The following is a 23,145-nucleotide window of genomic DNA, read 5'->3' as shown; positions in this document are numbered from 1 at the left end:
TCAGAAGACAAGGGGCAAATGTCAGATGGCGGCACGATGGATCAACGCACCAGTTTAAGGAATTTCTTACGCACTTTAGGAGCGACCATCGCGTAAATGGTGTCGCCGGGCCGCAGCACGTCTTCGGGGCCAGGAACGATCGCGTGCAGGCCTCTCATACGAGCCACCAACACACAGCCCTCGGGCCAGTCGATTTCCGATACCATGTGCTCGGCTGCCAATGACGCCTTGGCGATCTGGGTTTCCAGCACCTCGCCGGCTCCCATTTTTTTAACGGTGTGAAATTTATCGGATGTGATGAAGCGCTCCAACTCGCGGCGGGTCGCCTCACGCGGACTGACGGCAGCCAGCACGCCAAAGTGACGACCACTGGCGCTGATCGCATTGGCGTAATCGGCCCGGTGAATCAATGTCAGGCAGTTCTTAGTTCCCAGGTTGTTTGCCTGCAGACAGGTCATGACGTTGTCTTCATCGCTGCCGCCTGTGGACACGAAGAAATCGGCGGCTCCGACCTGCTCCTCCTCGAGTTCGGAAAGCACGGTTCCGTCGGTATTGATCACCGTCGTGTTAGCCAAAAGCCCAGTAAGTTCTTGAGCCCGAACCGGGTCTTTTTCAAAAATCCTGACTTTGCAGTTAAAGCTCTCTAACATCTGAGCCAGAGAAAATCCATATTCTCCACCGCCAAAGATGACTACGCGCAGAGCTTCCTCCTTACCCGCGCCTTTTTGCAGGCGGAGTGCCAGCTTACGAAGTTTGTTAGGGTCGCCAAAAATGGTCACGACGTCCCCTGCCGCCAGTGCATCTTCCGCAGATGGCACAAAGTGCTCACCTCCACGGGTGATGGATGCCACTCGAGTTCTTTCGGGAGCTTTCAGATCGACCAAGCGTTTGCCGACTGCATCACTGCGCTCAGAGACGCGCACCTGCTGCAGCTCGATCCGACCCCGAGCGATTTCCTCAACAATCAACGAGTCAGGGTTTCGGATAAACTTGGAGAGCTCAATCGCGCTAAGCCGCTCAGAACTGAAAATGTGATCGATGCCAAAATGCCCGCGGTAATCAAACAACCACTCTTCTCGCTGCAGCCCCGGATGCACTCTCGCGATCACCTTGGCGGCATCCAATTTCTTGGCAATGGACGCGGACATCAAGTTGACAGTACTGTCACTGGTCAGAGATAGGAACAGATCGCACTCAGAGACACCGGCCTCGACAAGTAATGAAGCACTGGCGCCGTCTCCGGTAAGCACCCGGGCATCGATCTGCTGTTCCAGCTCAGCGGCCACATGCACATCGTATTCGATCACCACGATGCTGTGGGCCTCTCTTGAAAGGGAAGCGGCCAAATGACGACCAATTTCCCCGGCTCCTACAATGATAATATTCATAGTCTCAGCCACAAGGCCGCGCGGCACTTCTGCCACTGTCACCCGGAAATGGCAAGAACGGATCAGGCTCAGCAAGTCCTCTCCTGTGATCCTTAGGAAACCACTTGCGCCCATGAACATTACGGGCATAATCCCGCCCGTTCAGACTCTAAGCAATATGGAAAACGTCATTATCATTGGAACCGGCCCTGCCGGATACACCGCTGCCATCTATGCAGCCCGCGCCGATCTCGCCCCGCTCATCCTCACTGGCACCCAACCGGGAGGACAGCTCACTACCACCACGGATGTTGAAAACTTTCCTGGTTTCCCAGAAGGCATCACCGGGCCTGAGCTGATGGTCAACATGCAGCAGCAGGCTGAGCGCTTTGGCGGTCGCGTCGAGTTCGCCCACATCGACTCCGTCGTCAAGGAAGACGACGGCACCTTCACCCTGAAGGCAGGCGACAAAACTTTCCAGACTCGCGCAGTCATCGTCTGTTCCGGAGCGTCAGCCAGATACCTCGGACTGCCCGGTGAGGAAGAACTCACCAAAGGCGGACACGGACTCACGGCCTGCGCCACCTGCGATGGTGCTTTTTACCGTAATGTGCCAGTCTGCGTCGTGGGTGGAGGAGACTCCGCCTGTGAAGAAGCTACTTTCCTAACCAAGTTTGCCAGCAAAGTCTACCTGATCGTCCGTCGCGATGAACTCCGCGCTTCCAAGATCATGGCGCAGCGTGCGCTCGAGCATGAAAAGATCGAGGTCATCTGGAACTCGGGCATCAAACAATATCTTACTAACGAAAAAGGAGACATCCGCGCTGTCGAGCTTGCCGACACCCAGACCGGAGACACCTCCGAGCTGGAAGTCGAAGGCGTCTTTATGGCGATCGGCCACACACCTAACAGCGGATTCCTCAACGGCATGGTTGAAACGGATGAGAACGGCTATATTCTTCAGAAAAAAGGCACCCTCACCAGTGTCGAAGGCATCTATGCCGCTGGCGACATCTCAGACACTGAGTATCGCCAGGCCATCACAGCCGCCGGTCAAGGTTGCGCCGCCGCCATTGAGGTAGAGCGCTGGCTTGCCGAACAGGAATAAAGTTCACGCTTTCCTCCCCTCACCTATGTGATCAGGGCGCGTTTTATTTTTTTCTCAGAAAAAACCCAAGAAATCCTCCCAACCTACGTTATCCTAGTAGAGATCAATGAAGCGCGCCCTTCTCACTCCAAATGAATCAAACCAGCCGCATTCCTCTCTGGGAATGCGGTCGTTAACCTGTGCCGCCATTTCGGGGCTCAGTTTGTTTGCGTTTCCATCTGTGCTGACTGCTCAGCCGGAAGTGAAGCCTGCTGAAAACAAAGAGCCGGCCAAGGAACCTGCTGCCGATCCAAAACCGCTGGTTCAGAAACTGGAAAACGGCAATTACAAGATTGGCAAGATCACCTTTAATAAAGACAGCCGCGCCATCACCATTCCGGCTCAAACGAATATCGTCGATCCCGAAACATTCCTTGAGTATCTGTTAGTCCACCTAAACGGTGAAAAAGTGCATGAGTCACTGCTGGTGACCGAGGCTGATCCCACAAACCTCAACCTGGCGCTCAAGCTTCTCAGCTACAAGGAATCACCCGAGCTTTTCAGAGTGGATAAACCTGACGGCACTCCGAGCGACAAATTCCCGGTCGTCGCCGAAGACATCCGCCAAGCGGCCCGTTTCAGCATTGAGATCACCTGGAAAGACAAAGGGGTGGAAAGAACCCGCCCGATCACCCAGTGGATCCAGCACCGCGTTACCAAGAAACCGATGCCAGACACTCCGTGGGTTTACAATGGTTCCTATATCCACAACCAAAAATTCAAGGCCAAGCTCACTGGCAGCATGCTAACTATTTTCCCCGATCCCGGTTCGATTGCCAACTACCCTGGAGATGACCGCGATGACGACACTCTCTGGCTTCCCGCGCCTAACATACCAGCCGAAGGCTCTGCTGTTACAGTGACACTGAAGCCATGGAAAAAGTAACTCTCTCCTCAATCAAAATACCAAACGCTATGAAAATTATCAATTCACTCATCTCGATGAGTCTTCTTGGCAGCTTGTCATTGAGCGCTCAGACGGACAAAGACTCCTACCTTTCGATTAAAAAGGAAATCGCCGTAGCTATCGACAAAGGGAACGCTTATCTGAAAAGCAAACAAGCCGCTGACGGCCACTGGGACGAAGAAAAATTCCCAGCCATCACCGCTCTGGCCGCTACCGCAGCCCTGCGTGCGCCCTCTTACGAGAAATCGCCCCACATCGACAAAAGTCTTTCCTACCTCCTGAAACTCCAGAAAGAGGACGGTGGCATCTACAATGCCGGACACGGCGTTTATAACACTGCCACTTCGATTGTGGCTTTTGTAGCCACCGGTGAGAAGTCCTACCATCCGGCTATCCTCAAAGGACGGGCCTACCTCATCAATCAGCAGACCGACCTCGGTGAGAAAGCGATCACCGATGAATCATCTGACGGCGGAATCGGTTACGGTGGAAACCCACCCCGCTCTGACATGTCTAACACTCACTTGGCGCTTGAAGCTTTGAGACTTTCGCGCGCGATCGCTCAGGACGATGCCAATGGCAAACAGCCTGAACTCAACTGGGATGCGGCCATCACATTCATCTCCCGTGTCCAGAACCTGAAGGCCACCAACGATCAGCCTAACGTCTCTAACGACGGCTCGTTCAATTACGCTCCAGCCGAAACCAAAGCCACCGAATTGAATATCAATCCGGACGGCTCCAAGACGATGCGGGGCTATGGATCGATGTCCTACGCCGGGCTACTCTCGATGATCTACGCCGAACTCGACAACAAGGACCCGCGCGTAGTGGCTGTGAAAAAATGGCTCGGTGAAAACTACACCGTCAAAGAAAACCCAGGCCTTGCCACCAAAGCCGATCCTGAGCTTGGGCAGCAGGGAGTCTACTACTACCTCCATGCCATGGCCAAGGCCCTCGCCGCCGCTAACATCGATACCCTTCCGCTCAAGAACGGACAGGAAGCCGACTGGCGCAAAGACATCGCCCGTGAACTTCTCACCAAGCAAAAAGGCGATGGCTCATGGGTTAACGACAACGGACGCTGGATGGAGAACAATTCTGTGCTCGTCACTACTTATGCCGTGCTGACGCTCGAGCAAATCTATCACTCGATTCCCGAGTAAGCGGAACACTCGCGAACTGATCTCAGAACAATGCGCAAAGCCGTAAAGCTTTGCGCATTTTAACGTACACCCCTCCCCCTTTTTGTGCTAAGAACACACCAGAACTACCACCGTCATGTCAGATCCCCAAGACCCTATCCAGCCCCCCTCTCCTCCTTCACCCGAGTTCCCGCACGACAATCCATTTCAAACTCCCGCGCAGCCACCGCTGAATCCATCGACTCCGATGCAAAAAGGGCTCGGTGATAACGCCGGCGTGAGAATGCTACTTCCTGTCGGTCGCTCCGGCTGGGCAATTGCCGCCGGCTACCTTGGCCTGTTCAGCGTGACCTGTGTGCTCGCACCGCTGTCTCTGATCATTTCGATCGTTGCCATCTGGGACATCAAACGAAGCAAGGGCACCGGCAAACAAAAACACGGCATGGGCCGGGCGATTTTCGGCTTGGTGATGGGGATACTGGGCACCCTTTTGTTAGGGTTCATGTATTTCAACGTTACCCGCTATTAAACACCAGGTCCTGCTTTTACCTGAAACTCGCGGGCCTTGTTAATGGCATCGCGGCCCATGGTTTTGACCGCCGCGTCAATTTCATCTCTGAGAGGACTAATCCGTTCGCGAACTTCGTCGCCGTCGCCCATTTCCTCGAGGATCTTCGCCTTGGTAGCAGCCACGCGTGTCTTGTATTTCTCCGGTAGCTTTGGCTCGGCCAGAACATCGTCGAGCACGCTCAACACGTTATAATACCAAACATACCGATACTCATAGCCGGGCTCATGCCGCCCTGCTTGCTCATGCATCGCACGCTGCGCTTCAATGTAACCTGCCGCCTTCACCACGATCCGGATGCGGTCTTTCGCAAGCTCAGGTTTGCCTGATCTATTATCCTCGGTAAGAAATGGTTTCCCCAATGACGTGTATGTGAGGACCGACGGACCGAAGTCTTCGTAGTCAAAAACCAAGCAGTTCTCAGAATCTTCCCAAAGGCGCTCTTCCAAGGGCTTTTTCATACCACAACCTAACAACAGCGCGCTGAGCAAGGTCAGGGTTAGAGCGAGGCTTAGATGTTTCATACCTAAGGATTTTAATACCGCTGGTGAGCACGGTCGAGAAGCTCGCGCCGCTCGTTGAAGCCAGTGTGAGGTGGTCGCTTGGGTTGTCGGCAGCTTGCAAAGCTGCCCTACTTGGTGTCCTTGCGGTAGCCGACTCGTTGGTCGAGTTCCTTTTTCAGGTCTTCGATGCCCTCTTCGGTGTCGGCTGAGAGTGGGATGATGGTTTGCTTGGGGAAACGCTGCTTGAAGATCTCGAGATTCTCTTCGGCGCCCTCAAGATCCATTTTGTTAGCGATGATGATCCATTCGAACTTGGAGAGGTCTTCATCATACATCTTCACCTCTGTCCGCAGGGTTTGCAGGTCTTCGATGGGATCACGGCCTTCGCTGCCCGCCATGTCGATGACAAAGAGCAAGAGCTTACAGCGGGTGATGTGGCGAAGGAACTCGTGACCGAGACCGCGGTTCTCGTGGGCACCTTCGATCAGGCCGGGGATGTCGGCGACGGTGCAACGGCGATATTTTGGAAATTCGACGACGCCCACCATCGGATTCAAAGTGGTGAACGGGTAGTTGCCAATCTTCGGCGTTGCGTGGGAGAGTTTGTTGACCAAGGTGGATTTTCCCGCATTCGGGAAACCTACCATGCCAGCATCGGCAATCTTGCGCAGTTCGAGGTAGAATACGCCAAGCTCGGCCTCGGTGCCGAGGGTGTGCTCTTCCGGTGCCTGGTTGGTGGATGTTTTGTAGTGCCAGTTTCCTTTTCCTCCCTTGCCTCCTTTGCAAAGGACAAATTCCTCGCCGTATTCGGTGAGGTCAGCAATCGGTTCCAGATCGATGCCGTCGCCACGCTCTAGCTCAACAGCTTCGGAGACGGTGCTGGCGTTACTGCGGTAAACCACTGTTCCGGGAGGCACGCGGCCGATTTTATCTTTGGAGGTTTTACCATGCTTACGGTTACCGGCACCGTGCTGGCCGTGCTTGGCGATCAGCTTGGGATCGTAGGAATAGGCCTTGAGGTTGTCCACGGCAGGGTCGACACGCAAAATGACGTCGCCGCCATCCCCGCCATCGCCACCATCGGGGCCGCCTTTGGGCTTGAATTTTTCACGGCGGAAGTGGACAACTCCGTTGCCTCCGTCGCCTGCTTCGGCGTAGATTCTGATGTGATCGATGAACATGGTGTCTGAAATTCTAAATTTTAAGCACTAAATGCGAAACAGTTACAGTGCGTGCGGAGCGCTGTTTAACACTAATTTAGGGAATGAAAATGCGAAATCGAAGGAAAGGGCGATTTTTCGCTTGGCAAATCGGCTGAGATCGTACAATTTCCCGCCCCCGCCGCACAGGACGGGCACATTTTCAACCAAACAGATCATGCTTACTCTCAGACTCAACCGCCAAGGCACCAAGGATCGTCCCTATTACAAGATCGTTGCCGTGGACAGCCGCAAGCGCCGTGATGGCCGTTATATCGAGCAGATTGGCTCATACAACCCAATGGAAGCAGGTGTGAACTACACACTCGACGTCGCCAAAGCTGACGACTGGATTTCCAAAGGTGCACAACCGTCCGACACCGTTCGTGACATCATCAAGAAGGCTCGCAAAGAGTCGATGCAGGCTGAAGCCTAATACTTTCCCCCGTTTTCATATCGTGTTTGTTTAGACGCGTCGGTCTCCGTGACCGGCGCGTTTTTTCGTGTGGGGCTGTCTTTTGTTGCCGTATGAATTCCACGGCATACCTACCCAAAAGAAAACGCCCTGCGGCGAAACCACAGGGCGTTTAGGGATTTGTAAATTGAGGCTTACTTCATTTCAACTTCGACGATCTCCTTGCCTTCGAACTTCACGCCATCAACGCCTTTCATGGCCTCTTTGGTTTTATCGAAGTCACCGCCTTGAAGAGCTTTGAGTTTCTCTGGGTTGGCGAGGATTTTGTCCATTTTGATATCACCGAGGGTGATGGTGTCACCGTCCACGTGGGAGGCATCGGTCTTGGCGATACCGGGAGCGATTTTCACCTTCATGGTGATGCGCATGTCTTTCATGACGCCCTGCATCATGGCAAGTTGCTGAGGATCGATGTCTCCAGCAGGGGCTGGCTCTGCATCACCTTCGACTTTCTCAGCATCTTCTGCTTTGGGTGCCTTTTGAATAATGCTCAGCTTACCATCGGCCAGCTTGAATGTGACGCCAGCGTCGTCCGCTTTCTTGGCTGCACCAGCAGCGGCTCCGGGCAGATCACCCATGTCCAGTGCACCGGCCGTTGAATACTTCACCTTGTTGATGTCGGTGAACTTGTAGGTGGTACGGACTCCTAATTTGCCACCATTGTTGATTTTCTCGATGCCTACGAGCTCTACGCCTTCACCCATTTGCTTGGCACGGGCTTCGGCTTTGGTTTTATCCATCATCTTATCCATAGGATTGGCCTGCGCCGCCCCGCCTTGAGCCTTGGCCATTTCGAGCATCATTTGCATTTGTTCACCGAAGATGGTCTCTTCGACGATAGTGCCACTGCCGTCTTTATTCACGGTAATGGTATTGTCGACTTGGAAGCAGCTGGTCAGGCCAAACAGTGTCAGCAAGCCCGTCGCGATCATGAGTAGTTGTGTTTTCATACAATAGTTAAATCGCTGCTGCGCTGGCTGCTTGTCTGAAAAGATGGCAATTAAATACCAATAGCGGAGCTGCCGACAAAAATTTCCACCAGCTCAATGAATCCCATTGCACAGCAAGGCAATGCCGCTATTCTTCGCAACAAGTCCTGCTATGGAAGATACACCCGCTGTTCAAATCAACCACCTGGTCAAGGAGTTCACCTCGCCATTCCGAAAGTCGAAGGTGAAGGCTGTTGACGACGTTTCACTCACCATTATGCCGGGGGAGGTTTACGGTTTAATCGGGCCTAACGGCTCAGGTAAATCGACCACGATGAAGGCGTTGCTGGGTCTGTTGGCACCATCGGCTGGCAGCTGTTATGTGTTTGGTCAGAACTCCATGCGAACCGACTCGCGTCAGGAAATCGGATTCCTTCCGGAAAACCCCTATTTCTACAAGCACCTAAGCGGCGAGGAGACGTTGAAATTTTACGCCCGTCTCTGTGGTCTGCGAGGAAAGATGCTGCACAAGCGGATCGATGAAATGCTTGAACTGGTCTCCTTGGAAGACGCTCGCAAGCGCAGGATCGGAGGTTATTCCAAGGGCATGCTGCAGCGTGTCGGGCTGGCACAGGCCTTGATTCATGAGCCACGATTGGTGATTCTCGACGAACCAACAGCCGGGGTTGATCCGGTCGGCTCGCGCCAAATCCGTGACCTGATCGTGAATCTTAAAGAGCGTGGCGTTACCGTATTTCTCTGTTCCCACCTGCTGGAGCAAGTGCAGGAAGTTTGTGATCACGTAGGGATTATTTTCAAAGGAAAGCTGGTCAAGGAAGGTCGTCTCGAAGATCTGATCGCCATCGAAGATCAAACAGAGGTGGTGGTAAAAAATGCAAGCCCTCGTGCATTGGCCCGAATCCGCGCGGTCATTTCCGATTCTGAAAATGCTGAGTTTGTCCGGATGGGTAAACCGCGCACTACGCTGGAACGATTATTCCTCGAAGAGGCAAAAATTTCCGATCAAGAAGACGCCGGCCCAACGGAGCCAGAACCGGATGAGCCAGAGGCAGTGACGACTTCTGAAAAAGCTGAGAAAGGAGAGCAAGATGCGTAGAAACGCCATATTTTCACCCAGTCGTATCTTTGTGATCGCTAGTCACACCTTCACCCAGCTGGTGAGGATGAAGGTCTTCTATTTCCTCGCCGTTTTTGCCGTGTTGATGCTGGCGGCGAGTTACTTTGAAATGCCCTGGAGCCGCACCACGGAAGACAGCGCTGAACAGGAGCTGATCATCCTCAAGAGTACTGCCATGGGTGCGATGGCGATGTTCTCGGTGCTCTTTGCCATTGCTGCAACGGCGCTACTTATCCCCAAGGATTTGGAAGATCGCACCCTCTACACCATCCTGAGTAAACCCGTGCCACGGCTCGATTACTTATTGGGCAAACTGCTCGGTGTGCTGTTGTTGGTAGGCTCATCGTTGTTGATTATGGATGTTGTGCTGACCTACCTGTTACACATCCGCACCGATGGTCTGATTGCTGAAGAAATGGAGCGGGCCAAGGCTCTCGGCTGGCCGCAGGAATACATCGACATCCGCAAGGACGCGATCAGCCAGCAAGGGCCTACCTGGGACCTTCAGGCAGGTATCGGGGCGATCTTTTTCAAGGCGATGATCATGGCGTCGATCGCCCTGCTGATTTCGACCTTCTCCAGCTCCACCTTGTTTACCATCGTGATCGCCGTGGTGATCTACTTCATCGGCCACTTCACTGCGGACGCACGGAACTACTGGCTGCACAGCCAAGGGGTCCATGTTTCCGCTCAGGTCAAGCTGCTATCACAAACGCTGGCATTGATCTTCCCCGATTTCCAGCTCTACAACATCGTCGATGCTGCCATCGAAGGAAAACCTATCGCGGGTGGCATCTTCAGGAGACTCACCATCCTGACGCTATTCTACTCCGCGATCTATAGCGTGCTGGCTTGGTTCACCTTCCGTAAGAAAGAGTTTTAGATCTTCAGTAGCGTTCTAAGTTTAAATCATCTAGTTTCTGAGTAAGTGCGTATTTTCTTCCAACTGATAGTCATCCTCGGCGTTTTGCTCGCCTTCGGGGCGGCGAAGCTGCGCTTTGAAGACCAGCTCAGCCAAGACATGGTGGAGAAACAGCTGATCCAGAAACCCATGAAGGAAGGTACCAGCCTAAGGCTGGGGCAAACTGGTGCGGCGGTGGCTTTGGGTGGACTGCGATCGTTAGTCGCGGCCGCATGGAACCTGCGGGCATTCTTGCAGTTCGAGGAACTTGAATGGATCAAACTGGAGGAAAGCTACAACATCATCACCTCCCTGCAGCCTCAGACGACGCAATATTGGGACACGGGGGCGTGGCATTTGCACACGAATGCCTCGGTTTACTACAACGAAAATAAAGATTTGCCTCCATTCCGTCGTGCAGCACTGCGTAAGCTCTACATCCAAAAGGGATCCGATTTCCTCGAAGAAGGCGTTCGCCAGAATCCCGAAAACTGGCGTCTGCACTTGTCGCTTGCCCGGATGTGGAGTGATCACCACAAACAGCCCGACTACGCGCGCGCCCTCAAGCACTATGAAGATACCTTAGCCTGCAGCACGGTTCCAGATTTCAAACGAATGCAGCTGAAGCGTTTCTCATTCTACATCATGTGTCGCCTTCCGGACCGTCAGGCGGATGCGTTGGCTCTGGGCCGGGAGCTATTCCATGAGTCCGATGAGAACCACACCCCTAACCTTGCCTGCTGTCTCTTTGCTCTGCAAAATGCCCAGAAAACACCCATGCTGGCACGTATTCCGGAAGATCGACTGTTTCCCAATAAAAAACTTCAGCTCAAATGGCTCAAAAACTACTGGGACCGCCGTAATTCCGATTACCCCATGGACGGTGTTCGTGAAAAAATCGACGAACTGGAACAAAGCCCCCAATTGTAGCTCCGTCCGATCTCACCCCACCTATTTTTTGCTTTCCCAAACCCTCCGTAGGGGTCATTGATTCTGTCGCCGTAGGCAGTCTCCCCCGCACCAGTTCCCATGAGAGTAGCCATTTTCAGTGATATTCACGCCAACCTCGAAGCCCTCGAGGCCATTCTTGCCGATTCTGAAGAGCAAGGCTGCGACTCATACATCTGCCTTGGAGATGTCGTTGGATATAATGCCGACCCTGCCGCCTGCTTAGAACGCGTCAAAGCGATGGGCTGCCCAGTGGTGAAAGGCAACCACGACCAAGACTGCGGACACGACACATCACTGGAGATGATGAATCCAGTGGCTGCTGAAGCCCTGCAATGGACCCGCGAACAACTGAGCCCAGAGCAACGTCAATGGCTGGCACGTCTGCGCATGGTTCGCCAGGTGCATGATTTCACGATCGTTCACTCGACTCTCGATCAGCCGAACTCATGGAACTACGTCACTAACAAGTTCGACGCCATGGCTAACTTTTCCTATCAGGTAACGCCCGTCTGTTTCTACGGTCACACCCATGTGCCTCGCGTATTTATCCGTGGTCAGAGGGTTCAGGAGGTTCCTGCCGAAACAATTCAAATCGAGGAAGGCAGCAAATATTTCATCAACACTGGATCCGTCGGTCAACCACGTGACGGAGATTGGAGAGCTTCCTACTGTATCTACGATCTCGAGCAGCAGATGATTGTTTTCCGTCGACTCGAATACGATCTGGAAACAGCTCAGAAAAAGATCCGTGATGCAGGGCTTCCGGAGTCGCTCGCCGAGCGTATTGCTTTCGGTCGATAATCCATCGTTATCTCACCTAAGAGATAAGTTCCTGCCAAATTGGCACATCGGCCTCAGCCCAATCCAAGCTGGGCAGGTCTTTTTTCTTCACCCATCGTAGTTCTGTGTGCTCACGCGGCTCGGGAGTCCCCGCAACCAGCTCACAACGAAAAGGCATCAATCTGATAGAAAATGAAGGGTAGTGATGCTCCACAGATGTTAGAGAATCTCCCACTCTCACCGAGCACCCTAACTCCTCGGCAATCTCCCGGTGCAGGGCATCGCGGGCTTCCTCGTTAAGTTCGACTTTTCCCCCTGGGAACTCCCATTTTCCAGCAAGCGCCTTCCCCTCAGGTCGCTTACATGCCAGGACTTTTCCCTCCGCGTTTTCAAGAACCGCACAAACCACATTGATCATGAACTTGATCTAGCTTAAATCTTGAGCGAACAACAACTTGAAATCAGCAACCTGACGCCATGACCACTACCAGCCCTAACAATATTCCACTCGAAGATGACCCTTGCGATGTAATCGGCAAAGCCATGCGTGGTCTCGGTATCAATGCCGATACCCTTGCCCAGGAAACTGGACTGAGCCCTCAAGACATCCGCCAAGCTCTGGATGGCGATACTGATTCGCAGCTCCTCGAGCCGATTGCCCATGCGCTGCAGCTTTCCGCCTCAGCATTGAACGGACTACCCTCCTATCGACCTGAGGTTACGGAGCCCGAGAATCTTAAACAGATCGTTAGTTCATTTGGTCATGCAGGGGTAAACTCTTTTGTCATCAGCCAGGGAAACAAAGCTGTGGTGTTTGATACAGGCACTGATGCTGCTCCCATTCTCGAGTTTTTGGAAAAGAAACAACTCGAAGCCTCTGCATTGCTTATCACTCACCGTCATCCCGATCATACGGCTGGGATCCGTGAGTTCTCCAATATTCCCGCAGTATATCCGGAAGATATCAATCACGGAGAACTCATTCAATTTTCTGACATTCAATTGACGGCACTCGATGTCAGTGGTCACGCCCGTCCTGCGCGCGCATTCTACCATACTGGCCTGAGCCTGCCTGTTTGCATTCTAGGTGACTGCATGTTTGCCGGCTCAATCGGTGGCGCTCCAGATCAAGGGAGCTATCAATTGGCCCTACAGACTATCAGGGACAATATTCTTACGCTACCAAGCGATACGGTCATATGCCCTGGCCACGGTCCCCTTTCCAATCTCCACCTTGAGCTTGAACACAACCCTTTCGTCGCTAACTAGACCGAGTTCATCCCCATCGTCTCAAGATTTCTTGACGCATTGTGACAAAATAGGCAGGTTAATACATCCTATAAAACTATAGGCTATCCCTATGAAATAACTCTTATGAAACACGCATCCAGACACACTGCAAAATCCACCGCTGCGGCTGCCTTATTGGGCTTGAGCAGCGCCTCCCTCTTCGGCGCCGGTTTCCAGCTGGCCGAACGATCTGCGACCGGCCTTGGTCGGGCATTCTCCGGTGAAGCCGCCATAGGCGATGACGCCTCTGTGCTCGCATCCAACCCAGCCGGCATGATCTTGTTAGAAGACGGAGCTCTTTCCGCCGGTCTCCAATACGTTAAACCAGACGTCGATATCAAAGGCGTCACACCTTACGGACCAGCCAGTGACTCCAGCATTGCGGAGGAAGCACTCATTCCATATTTCTACTACACACGTAAGCTCAACGACAACCTGAGTGTCGGTCTGGGACTGTTTTCCTCCTTCGGCCTGGCTACGGATTACTCTAATTCCTTTGCCTCTCTGGCTGGAACTGAAACTAGTGAAATCACTACATTCACTATTAACCCCTCACTGGCCTACCGCATCAATGACCGATGGACTATCGGTGCAGGAATTGATTTCCTCTATGCCGACGGTCGGCTCACCGCCCGCAACACCCCTGGTCTCAATGCCGGTGGCCCTGTGGGCGGCAGACTTTTTGACCTACAAGGTGACGACTGGGGCTACGGCTGGAATCTGGGTGTGCTTTTCGAAGCAAGTGACAAAACCAGAATCGGTCTCCACTACCGTTCCTCTATCGAATTGGAAATTGAGGGTGATGCGACCGGCAGCCTGGTCACCGCCACAGGAGCCGCCAAGCGTGATGCCACTCTTGACGTCGAACTGCCTGACACCGTCGAGCTGAGTATTTATCATGAAATCAACGAGCAGTGGGCCGTTCACGGCGACGTGCTCTGGACGAACTGGAGCAAGTTCGACCAACTCGCCCCAATCGTTCACCCCGCCATCGACGGGTTGTTATTGGTGAACGAGAACTGGGAAGACAGCTATCGCTACTCCATCGGTGTTACCTACAAGCACAACGATAAAGTCACTTACCGCGCGGGTATCGCACTCGATGAAAGTCCGGTTGCTACGGAAGACCGCACGCTCCGCATCCCTGATGCCGACCGCCTATGGGTCAGTATCGGTGCCACGATCAAGATCAACGAATGTTACAACTTGGATCTAGGTTACACTCACATTTTTGCCGACGATGCGAAAATCAACTCGGAAATGAACGGCGGCAATGAAGGTCAGTTCACTGGAAAAGCCAGCGGTGACGTCGACATCATCGGTATCGGCATCAGTGGTAAATTCTAAGTCACAAGAATTCAAATTCTCATAGCACACACACACTTACCATTAATGGTAGATCGGGCGTTCCTACGGGAGCGCCCGTTTTGTTTGTATGAAATGCCCGCCTTACTCTCCGCAGCTAAGTAGTTCTAAGAAAGTGGGCATCATGGTACGGTAGAGGGTATTCTTACCGCCACGCGATAACTGATCAGCCACCAATTCGGAAGGGTCGTCACTCGCAGCCGGAATCAAACGATCTAGCTGATGCTCTCCTGCATCGAGCTGCTGGTTACAGTAGGCAGAGTCGGCATCACGCCGCACCCTAACAGAGCAATCAGAGCTGGATAGTTCAACTAGCCCGATTGGTGCGCTGCTCGCATCGTATTCCACGATAGCAGTGACATCAGAACCTTCGTGGGTTTCAAAATAGAAACGGTCCGCACTGGATTGGGATGTTTCGTTATCGCATAAGCCAAGGTCTTTGCTCTTGGTCCAGCCGGTGCTTTGAATCAGCCAAGCCAAGACCTGCATGCCGGCCATACGATGCTTCGGATTGACAACAATCCGTATTTGATTGGTGTGCTCCAGAGCCATTGACGCGAGAGGGTCATCGAAGAGGCCTGCTAATGCCAAGCGCATCGGATAGCTTCGGGTCCACTCCAGATCCATGGGCAGCAGCTCGTTCGACTCGTCGATGACTTGGCCAATTTTACGGAATGACTCCAGTGGCTCAGCCCAATCTGAGCTGTCGAACACGAATCGGTCGATCAGGCTGTAAAGTCGCTCGGAGAAAATAGGTGAGAGCTCTCCCTGCCACCAGAAGACCAGAGGAAGATCGCTGTTCAGGTGGGCGAAGACGGTATTGCGCAATCTCCCTGTCGCTTTCCCTGTTAGCTGGAAAGCGACCTGCTCACAGCAAACGCTTTTATTCCCCTGCTGGGAAAGGTGACAATGCGCGGTGATCCATGCGCGAATGGATGTCTCCGGAGCACCGCGATCGATGCCTATCAGAATTGCACGGCATGCGTGTTCGCGGGTAATTGCTTGCACGATCTCAGAATTTCTGAGGATCGCATCATCAGCCTCGGAGTAGACTGCCAGATTGATCAATGAGGCATTGGTGCTCGCCTTATCCTGCTCCCATAGCAGGCGGAGTTCCTTGTCCACGGAGCCGATTGCAACCTCTTTGCCGAGGGCGCGTGCGTATTCGTCTTGGGTGCTGTTAGCCACGATATTGAGATAAATCGGTTAGAGTCTACGCCATTTGTGGCCAGACTTGGAAAGCAGGTCATCAGCTTCTTTCGGTCCCCAGGAACCAGCGACAAACTCAGCCATTGGTGGTGGGTTTTTCGACTCATGCCATGCGTGTTCAATATGATCGATGAACTTCCATGCCTCCTCGACCTCGTCCCGGCGCGCAAACAAAGTGGCGTCTCCTGCCATTGAGTCTAACAATAGACGTTCATAGGCTTCCGGGCTGCCTTTGCCGAAGCTAGTGGCATAATGGAAATCCATCTTCACTGGTTCAAGTCTCAGGCTAGCGCCAGGGATTTTGGAAACCATGCGTAGGGAAATCCCCTCGTCTGGCTGGATGCGGATGACCAGCACGTTGCCGCCGGGAACTCCGCCGGCCAGAGCATTGAACAGCACGGTTGGTGGTTCTTTGAAATGCACGGAGATCTCCGTCGCCTTTTTGGGCAACTGCTTACCCATACGAACGTAGAAAGGAACCTCACTCCAGCGCCAAGTATCGATGAGGATTTTCAGCGCCACATAGGATTCGGTCATGGACTCAGGATCCACCCGGTCTTCCTCGCGGTAACCGACAACTTTTTCGCCATCGACATGGCCTGCGATGTATTGTCCGCGCACGACATTTTCAGCCACCAGCTCGGGGGTGTCCCACTGGCGCATCGAGCGCAATACTTTGACTTTTTCATCCCTAACACCATCGGCGGAGAGATCGGTGGGCGGCTCCATGGCCACAAGGCTAAGAAGTTGCAACAGGTGGTTCTGCACCATGTCGCGCAGTGCTCCTGCCTTATCGTAGTATCCACCACGGCCACCTTCCATACCAAGGTTCTCAGCACAGGTGATCTGAATGTGATCGATGTAATTGTTGTTCCAAAGCGGCTCAAAAATGGCATTCGCAAAGCGCAGCACCATGATGTTTTGGGCGGTCTCCTTGCCGAGGTAGTGGTCGATCCGGTAAGTATCACTCTCATGGAATGTCCGGTTCACCACAGCATTGAGATGTTGAGCGGTGGGTAAATCTGTTCCGAATGGTTTCTCCACGATCACCCTTGCCCAGCAGCCTTCTTTACTCTCGCTGAGACCTGCCTTTTTCAAGTGTTCCAGCACGTCATCAAAGAATGATGGGGCACTGGCGATGTAGAAAAGTCGGTTGCCTTTTCCTCCGCGTTCGCGATCGATTTCGTCCAACTTCTCTGCCAAACTGTCATAGCCGGCCTGATCTTGGAACTCGCTTTGGTGGTAGTGAATATTCTGCGAAAACTCGGACCAAATGGCATCGTCATGGCCACTGCGGGAGACCTTTTTGTTCAGCTCTTCAAGACCGGAGCGGAACTCCTCGTCAGATTTTTCCCGGCGAGCAAAACCAATGATTTTCACCCCGGCAGGCAGGGCACCTTCGACTTGGAGGTTATACAAAGCTGGAACCAGTTTTCGGTGTGTTAAGTCACCGGTGGCACCAAAAATCACCACTGTGCACGACTCTGGACGTGAGCGCGATACCAGATCCTTTCGAAACGGATTTTTCATAAGCAAATTGCATCCGCTGATTCTTCGACCACCAGATCATCCGGTGGCACATCATCTCATGCGGAAGGAGGAACACAATAGGGCGGATGTTGTCATCATCAAGCCAAACAGTTGTCAGTTTTTGCGACCTCGTTCGGTAGCCATACTCTGCGATTCGAAAGCGTCGCGGAAGCTCAGTTCCCTTTATTCTTCCTTGGCATGGAGGTAGTCTACCATGCTCTTACATCGCAGGGTCAGACGACCGCTAATTGATTTTGCCGGATAGAAAAACATCGTCATGCGCTTGCTCTTGCGATTGATCGAATCTACCGCCCACACACGCTTAGGCTTGTTGTTTTCATCAGCGAGATAGACGGCCAGCTTGACCAGTTTCCTATCCCCAAATCCGCCCTTAACCAAGAACTCCTTGCCGGGATCAATACGCTGATGATTTTTCCCAGCCTTCAGTAAAATCGGCTCACGGCTGATGTTCACAAAACGGTATGAGCCACCTGGAAAATTTTCAGGTGACAGGTCATAGAGTTGGTAGCTCAACTTCTCATCGACACGGGTGACCAGAAGTAACGGTATGCGCATGGTTGCGGGCACTTTGACTTTGAGTGCCACTGGAAAAACATCTTCCCCACTGTCCGCGTCTGTCTCTTTTAGATGCAGAGCGATCCCTTCAGCACGCTTAAACGGTAGACCTTCTGATTTTGACAAATGGTGAAGGTCAATCTGCTGAAAGCCGTTCTTGGTTTTGGCATAGAGGCTATCCCCCTTCCAGTCTCCCCAGGTGGTAACGTGAAATACCGAAGTCCCTGGCTCTTGCTTTTCCGTTACATCGTCTTGCGCGTGGACGGCACAAACCACTCCGATCAATACAGCCGAAATCTGGGCGAAAATTCCTAGTTTCATATGTTTACACCTCATCTTTTGACAACCAGCGGAAGCTGATCACTCTGAATTTCCTGCCAAATTTACGATTCAATTCACTCATATCTTCATTCGGCTCCCACTGGCGCAGCACATCCTCATCTGAATCGACACCTGGATACGAATCCTTTTGCTGCCAGGCAAAATCATCGGTTGGCTCCATCCATTGGGGCGTCCGCTGGATGGTCGCCTCGCACCATGACTCGGCCCTAACTCTTCCGTTAGCATCTCGGCTCTCACCGTAGGCTCGCACGGTGAAGCTGTCGGAACGCGCGGTAATTTTACCACCGATGACGGATAGCACATCCGCCTGCATGAGGTACTGAGGCATTCCTGTCGCTGCACTTCGGGCCATTTGCTTTCCGCCTAGTCCGATCGATTTGTGCTCAACATTGGTTTTACTAACCGGGTAGCCTTGGAATGGTTGGTTCAAACCAGCATCTTCAATCGCCATCTGGACAGCCCCCAACAAGTGCACGTCATAGCCATCTTTACTGCTGCCGTGCAAACGTCGGTTGGCAAAATCGGCCAAGCCCATAAACGGACCACGTAGCTTGACTTGTTTGACCATCGCCTCGGCCAAGGTCTCGATTTCCCCGTCTGTTAGTTTACGGAAACCCATGGTGTCGTCGTCGCCTGCATTCATTTCTGTAGGAACCGCATATCGACCGCTCGGATGCTCATCCCCAGAGGCTCCTTTGAGGCTCACATTGCCATTTTCATTCGCGACCGGTATTTCCTGCCCGCGCAGACCTCCCAGCACTGCCTTCCATGCCTCTACCGAAGTGGAGTTGATATTGAAACCGCCCTGCAGAATAAGGTAGCGGGCGATTTTCCGATAGTCTTTCAGATCCGAGCGAACCTTCTCCTCCGATGCTCCAACCCAGTTGACGTAACGCATCTGTCGATTGAGCAACGGGTTCGACTCGCCGGTGATCAGATTTGTGATAGCTCCATCGAGCGATGTACTTTCCATATCCGTGTTGCCTGCCAGGGATTCATTCTCATCGCCGTAATGCATACCGCTGAAGAAATAACGATCCCAGAGCATTTCATTGGCCGGCCAAGTTGACTCGACTAACATTTGCCCACCAGTACTGCCTTGGGCATGGGCCCTGGAGAAAGACCGCATTGCTGAAAGCTTCGAGGCATCCCCTATACCTGGGTGAGGAAAGGAGTTGCCGATCTGTCTGGCCCCCTCACTCGAAGTGACCGTGATATCAGCATGCTGAAGTTGAGCCAAGCTGAGCAATGGTATCCGGGGAACTTCGTAGAGAATGATCTGCCCCGTGTCAGCCCAGCGGTTTTCGTAATTGGCAAAGGGAAAATCTTCGTAGGTGGTGCCGCCCTGACTATCGACGTCAATGTTGTGCACATGCCATGCAGGGCTGTAGCGGTCGATACCATCATAATCGCGCGAGTCCGCGACCTGTAAGCGCGGATTGAAACCCGTTAGAATAGCCACGTCCTCATAGGGACTTTTCATCACGACATCGATGGCGCCAAGGTATGACATTTCCCCATCACCCAATCTTGGGATTTGAGAAATGCTGAGTGTTTTTGTTTTGGTCGGTAGGCCTCGGGAGGCAAAATTGAGCTTAGTCACAAACTGGTCGTTCAAAACATCGTAAGCTTGAGCATCGTGGCTCCTAGTTGGGCGGTCTGTGTCGACGTTGCGCAGTTCGCCAGCGTGATTGTTTCGAGAAAAAATGTGAAACAGAGCAGATTCGGTGAGATTGCTACCATTGCCATAGACGGCATTTTTCCCCCTCACCTCAAATGTGACCTGACTCCCTGCTTTGGGAATGATGTCTGTACCGTTGTCTTGGTTGCTCTTGCTCAGTAAAATCCCCGGCATTTCACCCGGACTGGGTTCAAAGCTAGCACTCAAAATACCTATATCACTTCGGCTCAGGTCTTGTCGATCTGCACCATCATCATATTTCTCGGGATGGATCACTTTCATCTCGCCCGGTTGCAAGACGTAAGAATTTTCCTCGATGGGGAGTCGCATGGTGATCGATCCCTGCCCCAAGTAATTGTTAGACATTTTGATGTTTGTCGTTTTCTGAGCACCATTCTTATCGGTCCATTTAATTCTGAGTGCGCAGGGATTGTGTTTACTGCAAAAAAGCCCGAAGGAATCAAATGCGATCGGCACATTGTAAGGATTTAGCACCGTGATATATGGTTCATAACTGACCTGAATCCGGTAATCGCCATTTCCCAATGGAACTTGGACTAAGCCCAAGGCCACGTAGTAACGCAGCACCACAGGAGCAACCCGCTCCGCCGTGGCTCTCAACGGAACAACCGGCCCTGTCGCACCACGGGAGTAATCCAAGCGGTCAGGGTAGCGGTTTCTTCCGAACGCATGCCTGTTGTTATAAATACGTGAAGGATTTGATTTAACGGAGTATCCTCCGCCTGTTGCCTTTGAGTAACTTAAGGGTAACTGACCACGGGCTGCAAAGGTGGCATCGTTCGCCAGTTCAGTCTTACGCCCCCAATCAAGCTTCTCAAAATCTCGTTTATACTGGCGGTAATGGTTTCGGATCAAATCCCATGTTGGGCCACGATAAATCGTGCTGCTCCCTGTTGGAACCTCAAAGAGATAACCTAAGTCTGGTGACGTCTCGTCTGCGTAGAAAAGAGGCTCCGTGGTGTATCCCCCGCCCAGACTTGCATAGCGATTCGTATCATTTCTCTCACCGCTATTATGGAACTCTTCTAGCTCATTGAAATCCTCGATCGGGAGTTCGAATGCCGATGACAGGTCGGGTTTGATGCCTCCCACGCGCACGTCTGTGAGCAAGCTGGCACTCCATGGCGTAACCTGGTGGAATAGCAAATTGGATGCATATCCATCTCCCAAGCCTCCTCTTTGCCCCTCATCCAACAAAGCCAGGTCCATCGTTTCCAGAGAAACCAAGCCATTCACTGGCTTGTCAGCAATGTCTGAGAATGCACTGTCCGGCAACCCATCCCTTGTGACCAACTCAAGAGCCTGCCTCGGAGCCAGCGAAAGTCTGGTCAGGCCATCGATCATCTCATCAGGAGCCTCGCCCACCTGATTGAGACTGATTTTGCCACTGTTGCCAAAAGTGGCATAGGCATAGGCTCCTGTCCCCCCGCCAGTGTCCACCGTTTTTGCCCATACTTGATCGTCATTCGAATTCACCGAGCCAGAACCGACCAAAAGCACGCTATCATCCGCTCCAACAGCCACATTCAGGTAGCCTTGCTCCTCAGCGCCCTCTCCCGAGACAAGCCAACCGCGAAATGGTTTATCGTCCGGGTTTTGTGGGTCCCATTGCCCGCTATCCCACACACCGGTGAGATATTTTTTACCATTGGTCAGATCGAACCCAGAGTCCTCTAGTATATCAGCACGGGCTGTAACGCGCTGGTCTGGCCCCGCCGCTTCTTGCAGTTGACCGATCGCCATCATCAGAGCCATGCGTGCATTGGCGCGAGCTCGCAATTGGTGCTCCTGCTGAGAGGATGACCGGATCTCAGTCACGGACAACGAAATCATCGCGAGCACAATCAACGACAACAACGTCAATACTGCGACTGTTGCGACCAGTGCGAAGCCATTTTCCCTAGGGTGGGCTATTTGCCTCGCGGATATTTGAATTTTCTGTTTCATCGTCATCGTGTAATCCTCATGCCCAACATGTGAATACATAGTATACCTATACACCCTGTATAAGCACCTCGTCAATTTTGGCATTCGACACACAATTTTACATCCCACGACAGTACTCGCTGACTCAGACTCCGACTCAAAAAGAGGAGCCATCTTAGAGTCATTAGATCTTGGCTCGGCACATCCAAACGCAAGAGGAGGAGAATCCTCTGTAAAACAACACCGGTTTTAAGTCCTCTATCGTCATTGTCCTCTTGTTTATTTATTATGGCATTCAAGTGAAGTGATGAATAATCTCCTCCTCAATCCCGTAGTCTATTCCATTCATTATGCGTATTCCTATTATTCTCCTGATCTCGTCCTGCCTGCTATCCGCCGCGCCAACAGCCAAGCTTGAGGTGCTAACGGCAGCGAAAGCCAAACAGTCCAAGTTCCATGGCTTTCCTCGCTATGATTTCAAACTCCCAGGCAATACTTTCGGCTGCACGGTAGTCACCCCTAAAGCAGCGGCTCAAGGTTTACCATGGATCTGGCGTGCGAGGTTTTTCGGTCACCAACCAGCATTGGAAATTTCACTTCTGAACCAAGGTTATCACGTTTGTTATGTCGATGTGAGTAACCTCTTCGGTGGTGCGGCTGCGATGAAGCGCGGCGACCAGTTCTATACCTTTGTCACAGACCAGTTGGGGCTTAAAAAGAAAGCCGTGCTCGAAGGAATGTCGCGCGGTGGCTTGTTCATCTTCAACTACGCGGCATTGCACCCCGATCGTGTCTCAGCCGTCTACGGTGACAACCCAGTCTGTGATTTCAAATCATGGCCAGGCGGCAAAAACGGCAAGTTTTCAAAGAACGAATGGCAACGTTGCCTCAAGGAATACGGAATCAATGAGGAGGAAGCAAAGACGCACCCGCAAATCACCGATGCCAAACATGCAGAAAAACTCAAGGGCATTCCCGTTGCGCTAGTCCTCGGCACTGCCGACGATGTGGTTCCTCCCAAGGAAAACGGCGACGTCCTAGCCAAAAATCTCAAAGACCTTAAATCACCCGTAAAGGTCTGGCACAAACCAGGCAAAGGCCACCACCCACACGGACTCAGCCCGGTTGAGCCGCTGGTGAAGTATTTGATGGAAGCCGATGGCGTCAAACCTGCTGCTGTGACCAAGTAATCGAT

General features: G+C 52.6%; 21 protein-coding genes. 12 read left to right on the top strand and 9 right to left on the bottom strand.

The window, feature by feature from the left end; all coding sequences use genetic code 11:
- Positions 1–41: 41 nt before the first annotated feature.
- On the bottom strand, positions 42–1,388 hold the full coding sequence (gene trkA, locus ACSPJT_RS17920) for a Trk system potassium transporter TrkA (RefSeq protein WP_435893935.1): 1,347 nt from the start codon (positions 1,386–1,388) through the stop codon (positions 42–44).
- A gap of 157 nt (positions 1,389–1,545) precedes the next feature.
- Between trkA and trxB the strand changes: the two genes are divergently transcribed.
- From trxB to ACSPJT_RS17900, 4 genes are all read left to right on the top strand, one after another.
- Positions 1,546–2,475 carry a thioredoxin-disulfide reductase gene (trxB, locus tag ACSPJT_RS17915; protein WP_435893934.1) on the top strand — a complete coding sequence of 310 codons (930 nt, stop codon included), beginning with the start codon at positions 1,546–1,548 and terminating at the stop codon, positions 2,473–2,475.
- A gap of 106 nt (positions 2,476–2,581) precedes the next feature.
- Positions 2,582–3,400 carry a YdjY domain-containing protein gene (locus ACSPJT_RS17910; protein WP_435893933.1) on the top strand — a complete coding sequence of 273 codons (819 nt, stop codon included), beginning with the start codon at positions 2,582–2,584 and terminating at the stop codon, positions 3,398–3,400.
- Between the two features lie 29 nt (positions 3,401–3,429).
- Positions 3,430–4,587 carry a prenyltransferase/squalene oxidase repeat-containing protein gene (locus tag ACSPJT_RS17905; protein ID WP_435893932.1) on the top strand — a complete coding sequence of 386 codons (1,158 nt, stop codon included), beginning with the start codon at positions 3,430–3,432 and terminating at the stop codon, positions 4,585–4,587.
- Between the two features lie 115 nt (positions 4,588–4,702).
- A complete protein-coding gene (locus ACSPJT_RS17900) occupies positions 4,703–5,095 on the top strand; it encodes a DUF4190 domain-containing protein (RefSeq protein WP_435893931.1) in 393 nt (130 codons plus the stop codon).
- On the opposite strand, the gene ACSPJT_RS17895 is transcribed toward ACSPJT_RS17900, so the two are convergent.
- Positions 5,092–5,658 carry a hypothetical protein gene (locus ACSPJT_RS17895; RefSeq protein WP_435893930.1) on the bottom strand — a complete coding sequence of 189 codons (567 nt, stop codon included), beginning with the start codon at positions 5,656–5,658 and terminating at the stop codon, positions 5,092–5,094. The two genes, ACSPJT_RS17900 and ACSPJT_RS17895, sit on opposite strands and share 4 nt — an antisense overlap.
- A 107-nt stretch (positions 5,659–5,765) precedes the next feature.
- On the bottom strand, positions 5,766–6,818 hold the full coding sequence (gene obgE / locus ACSPJT_RS17890) for a GTPase ObgE (RefSeq protein WP_435893929.1): 1,053 nt from the start codon (positions 6,816–6,818) through the stop codon (positions 5,766–5,768).
- A gap of 196 nt (positions 6,819–7,014) precedes the next feature.
- Between obgE and rpsP the strand changes: the two genes are divergently transcribed.
- Positions 7,015–7,272 carry a 30S ribosomal protein S16 gene (gene rpsP / locus ACSPJT_RS17885; RefSeq protein WP_435893928.1) on the top strand — a complete coding sequence of 86 codons (258 nt, stop codon included), beginning with the start codon at positions 7,015–7,017 and terminating at the stop codon, positions 7,270–7,272.
- Positions 7,273–7,445: 173 nt separating this feature from the next.
- On the opposite strand, the gene ACSPJT_RS17880 is transcribed toward rpsP, so the two are convergent.
- Entirely contained in the window at positions 7,446–8,261 is an 816-nt protein-coding gene (locus ACSPJT_RS17880; RefSeq protein ID WP_435893927.1) for a hypothetical protein, read from the bottom strand.
- A 151-nt stretch (positions 8,262–8,412) separates the two neighbouring features.
- Between ACSPJT_RS17880 and ACSPJT_RS17875 the strand changes: the two genes are divergently transcribed.
- From ACSPJT_RS17875 to ACSPJT_RS17860, 4 genes are all read left to right on the top strand, one after another.
- Entirely contained in the window at positions 8,413–9,357 is a 945-nt protein-coding gene (locus tag ACSPJT_RS17875; protein WP_435893926.1) for an ABC transporter ATP-binding protein, read from the top strand.
- A gap of 31 nt (positions 9,358–9,388) precedes the next feature.
- The gene (locus tag ACSPJT_RS17870; RefSeq protein WP_435893925.1) at positions 9,389–10,261 is read left to right on the top strand and encodes an ABC transporter permease subunit; all 873 of its coding nucleotides are present in this window, start codon (positions 9,389–9,391) and stop codon (positions 10,259–10,261) included.
- Positions 10,262–10,306: 45 nt separating this feature from the next.
- A complete protein-coding gene (locus ACSPJT_RS17865; protein WP_435893924.1) occupies positions 10,307–11,209 on the top strand; it encodes a hypothetical protein in 903 nt (300 codons plus the stop codon).
- Positions 11,210–11,308: 99 nt separating this feature from the next.
- A complete protein-coding gene (locus tag ACSPJT_RS17860) occupies positions 11,309–12,031 on the top strand; it encodes a metallophosphoesterase family protein (protein ID WP_435893923.1) in 723 nt (240 codons plus the stop codon).
- A 16-nt stretch (positions 12,032–12,047) separates the two neighbouring features.
- Here the strand turns inward: ACSPJT_RS17860 and ACSPJT_RS17855 are convergent, their stop codons facing one another.
- Positions 12,048–12,428 (bottom strand): (deoxy)nucleoside triphosphate pyrophosphohydrolase, encoded by a 381-nt coding sequence (locus ACSPJT_RS17855; RefSeq protein ID WP_435893922.1) that lies wholly within the window; start codon positions 12,426–12,428, stop codon positions 12,048–12,050.
- A gap of 59 nt (positions 12,429–12,487) precedes the next feature.
- Here ACSPJT_RS17855 and ACSPJT_RS17850 point away from each other — a divergent pair, with 59 nt between their 5' ends.
- Both ACSPJT_RS17850 and ACSPJT_RS17845 read left to right on the top strand, forming a co-directional pair.
- Positions 12,488–13,279: an MBL fold metallo-hydrolase gene (locus tag ACSPJT_RS17850; RefSeq protein WP_435893921.1), complete on the top strand. Its 792-nt coding sequence runs from the start codon at positions 12,488–12,490 to the stop codon at positions 13,277–13,279.
- Positions 13,280–13,384: 105 nt separating this feature from the next.
- The gene (locus tag ACSPJT_RS17845; protein WP_435893920.1) at positions 13,385–14,647 is read left to right on the top strand and encodes an OmpP1/FadL family transporter; all 1,263 of its coding nucleotides are present in this window, start codon (positions 13,385–13,387) and stop codon (positions 14,645–14,647) included.
- A 102-nt stretch (positions 14,648–14,749) separates the two neighbouring features.
- On the opposite strand, the gene ACSPJT_RS17840 is transcribed toward ACSPJT_RS17845, so the two are convergent.
- The 4 genes from ACSPJT_RS17840 to ACSPJT_RS17825 form a co-directional block, all read right to left on the bottom strand.
- Complete coding sequence (locus ACSPJT_RS17840; RefSeq protein WP_435893919.1) at positions 14,750–15,853, bottom strand: glucose-6-phosphate dehydrogenase assembly protein OpcA; 1,104 nt, start codon at positions 15,851–15,853, stop codon at positions 14,750–14,752.
- Between the two features lie 18 nt (positions 15,854–15,871).
- Positions 15,872–17,404, bottom strand: a complete 1,533-nt coding sequence (zwf, locus tag ACSPJT_RS17835) for a glucose-6-phosphate dehydrogenase (RefSeq protein WP_435893918.1) — start codon at positions 17,402–17,404, stop codon at positions 15,872–15,874.
- Between the two features lie 183 nt (positions 17,405–17,587).
- On the bottom strand, positions 17,588–18,301 hold the full coding sequence (locus ACSPJT_RS17830; RefSeq protein ID WP_435893917.1) for a hypothetical protein: 714 nt from the start codon (positions 18,299–18,301) through the stop codon (positions 17,588–17,590).
- Positions 18,302–18,305: 4 nt separating this feature from the next.
- A complete protein-coding gene (locus ACSPJT_RS17825; RefSeq protein ID WP_435893916.1) occupies positions 18,306–22,010 on the bottom strand; it encodes a hypothetical protein in 3,705 nt (1,234 codons plus the stop codon).
- 290 nt (positions 22,011–22,300) lie between these two features.
- Between ACSPJT_RS17825 and ACSPJT_RS17820 the strand changes: the two genes are divergently transcribed.
- Positions 22,301–23,140, top strand: coding sequence for an alpha/beta hydrolase family protein (locus ACSPJT_RS17820; protein WP_435893915.1), 840 nt, complete (start codon positions 22,301–22,303; stop codon positions 23,138–23,140).
- Positions 23,141–23,145 lie beyond the last annotated feature (5 nt).

Source organism: Oceaniferula spumae (assembly GCF_042849255.1).
GTDB classification, from domain to species: domain Bacteria; phylum Verrucomicrobiota; class Verrucomicrobiia; order Verrucomicrobiales; family Akkermansiaceae; genus Oceaniferula; species Oceaniferula spumae.
This window is presented reverse-complemented; position numbering and strand designations above follow the sequence as displayed.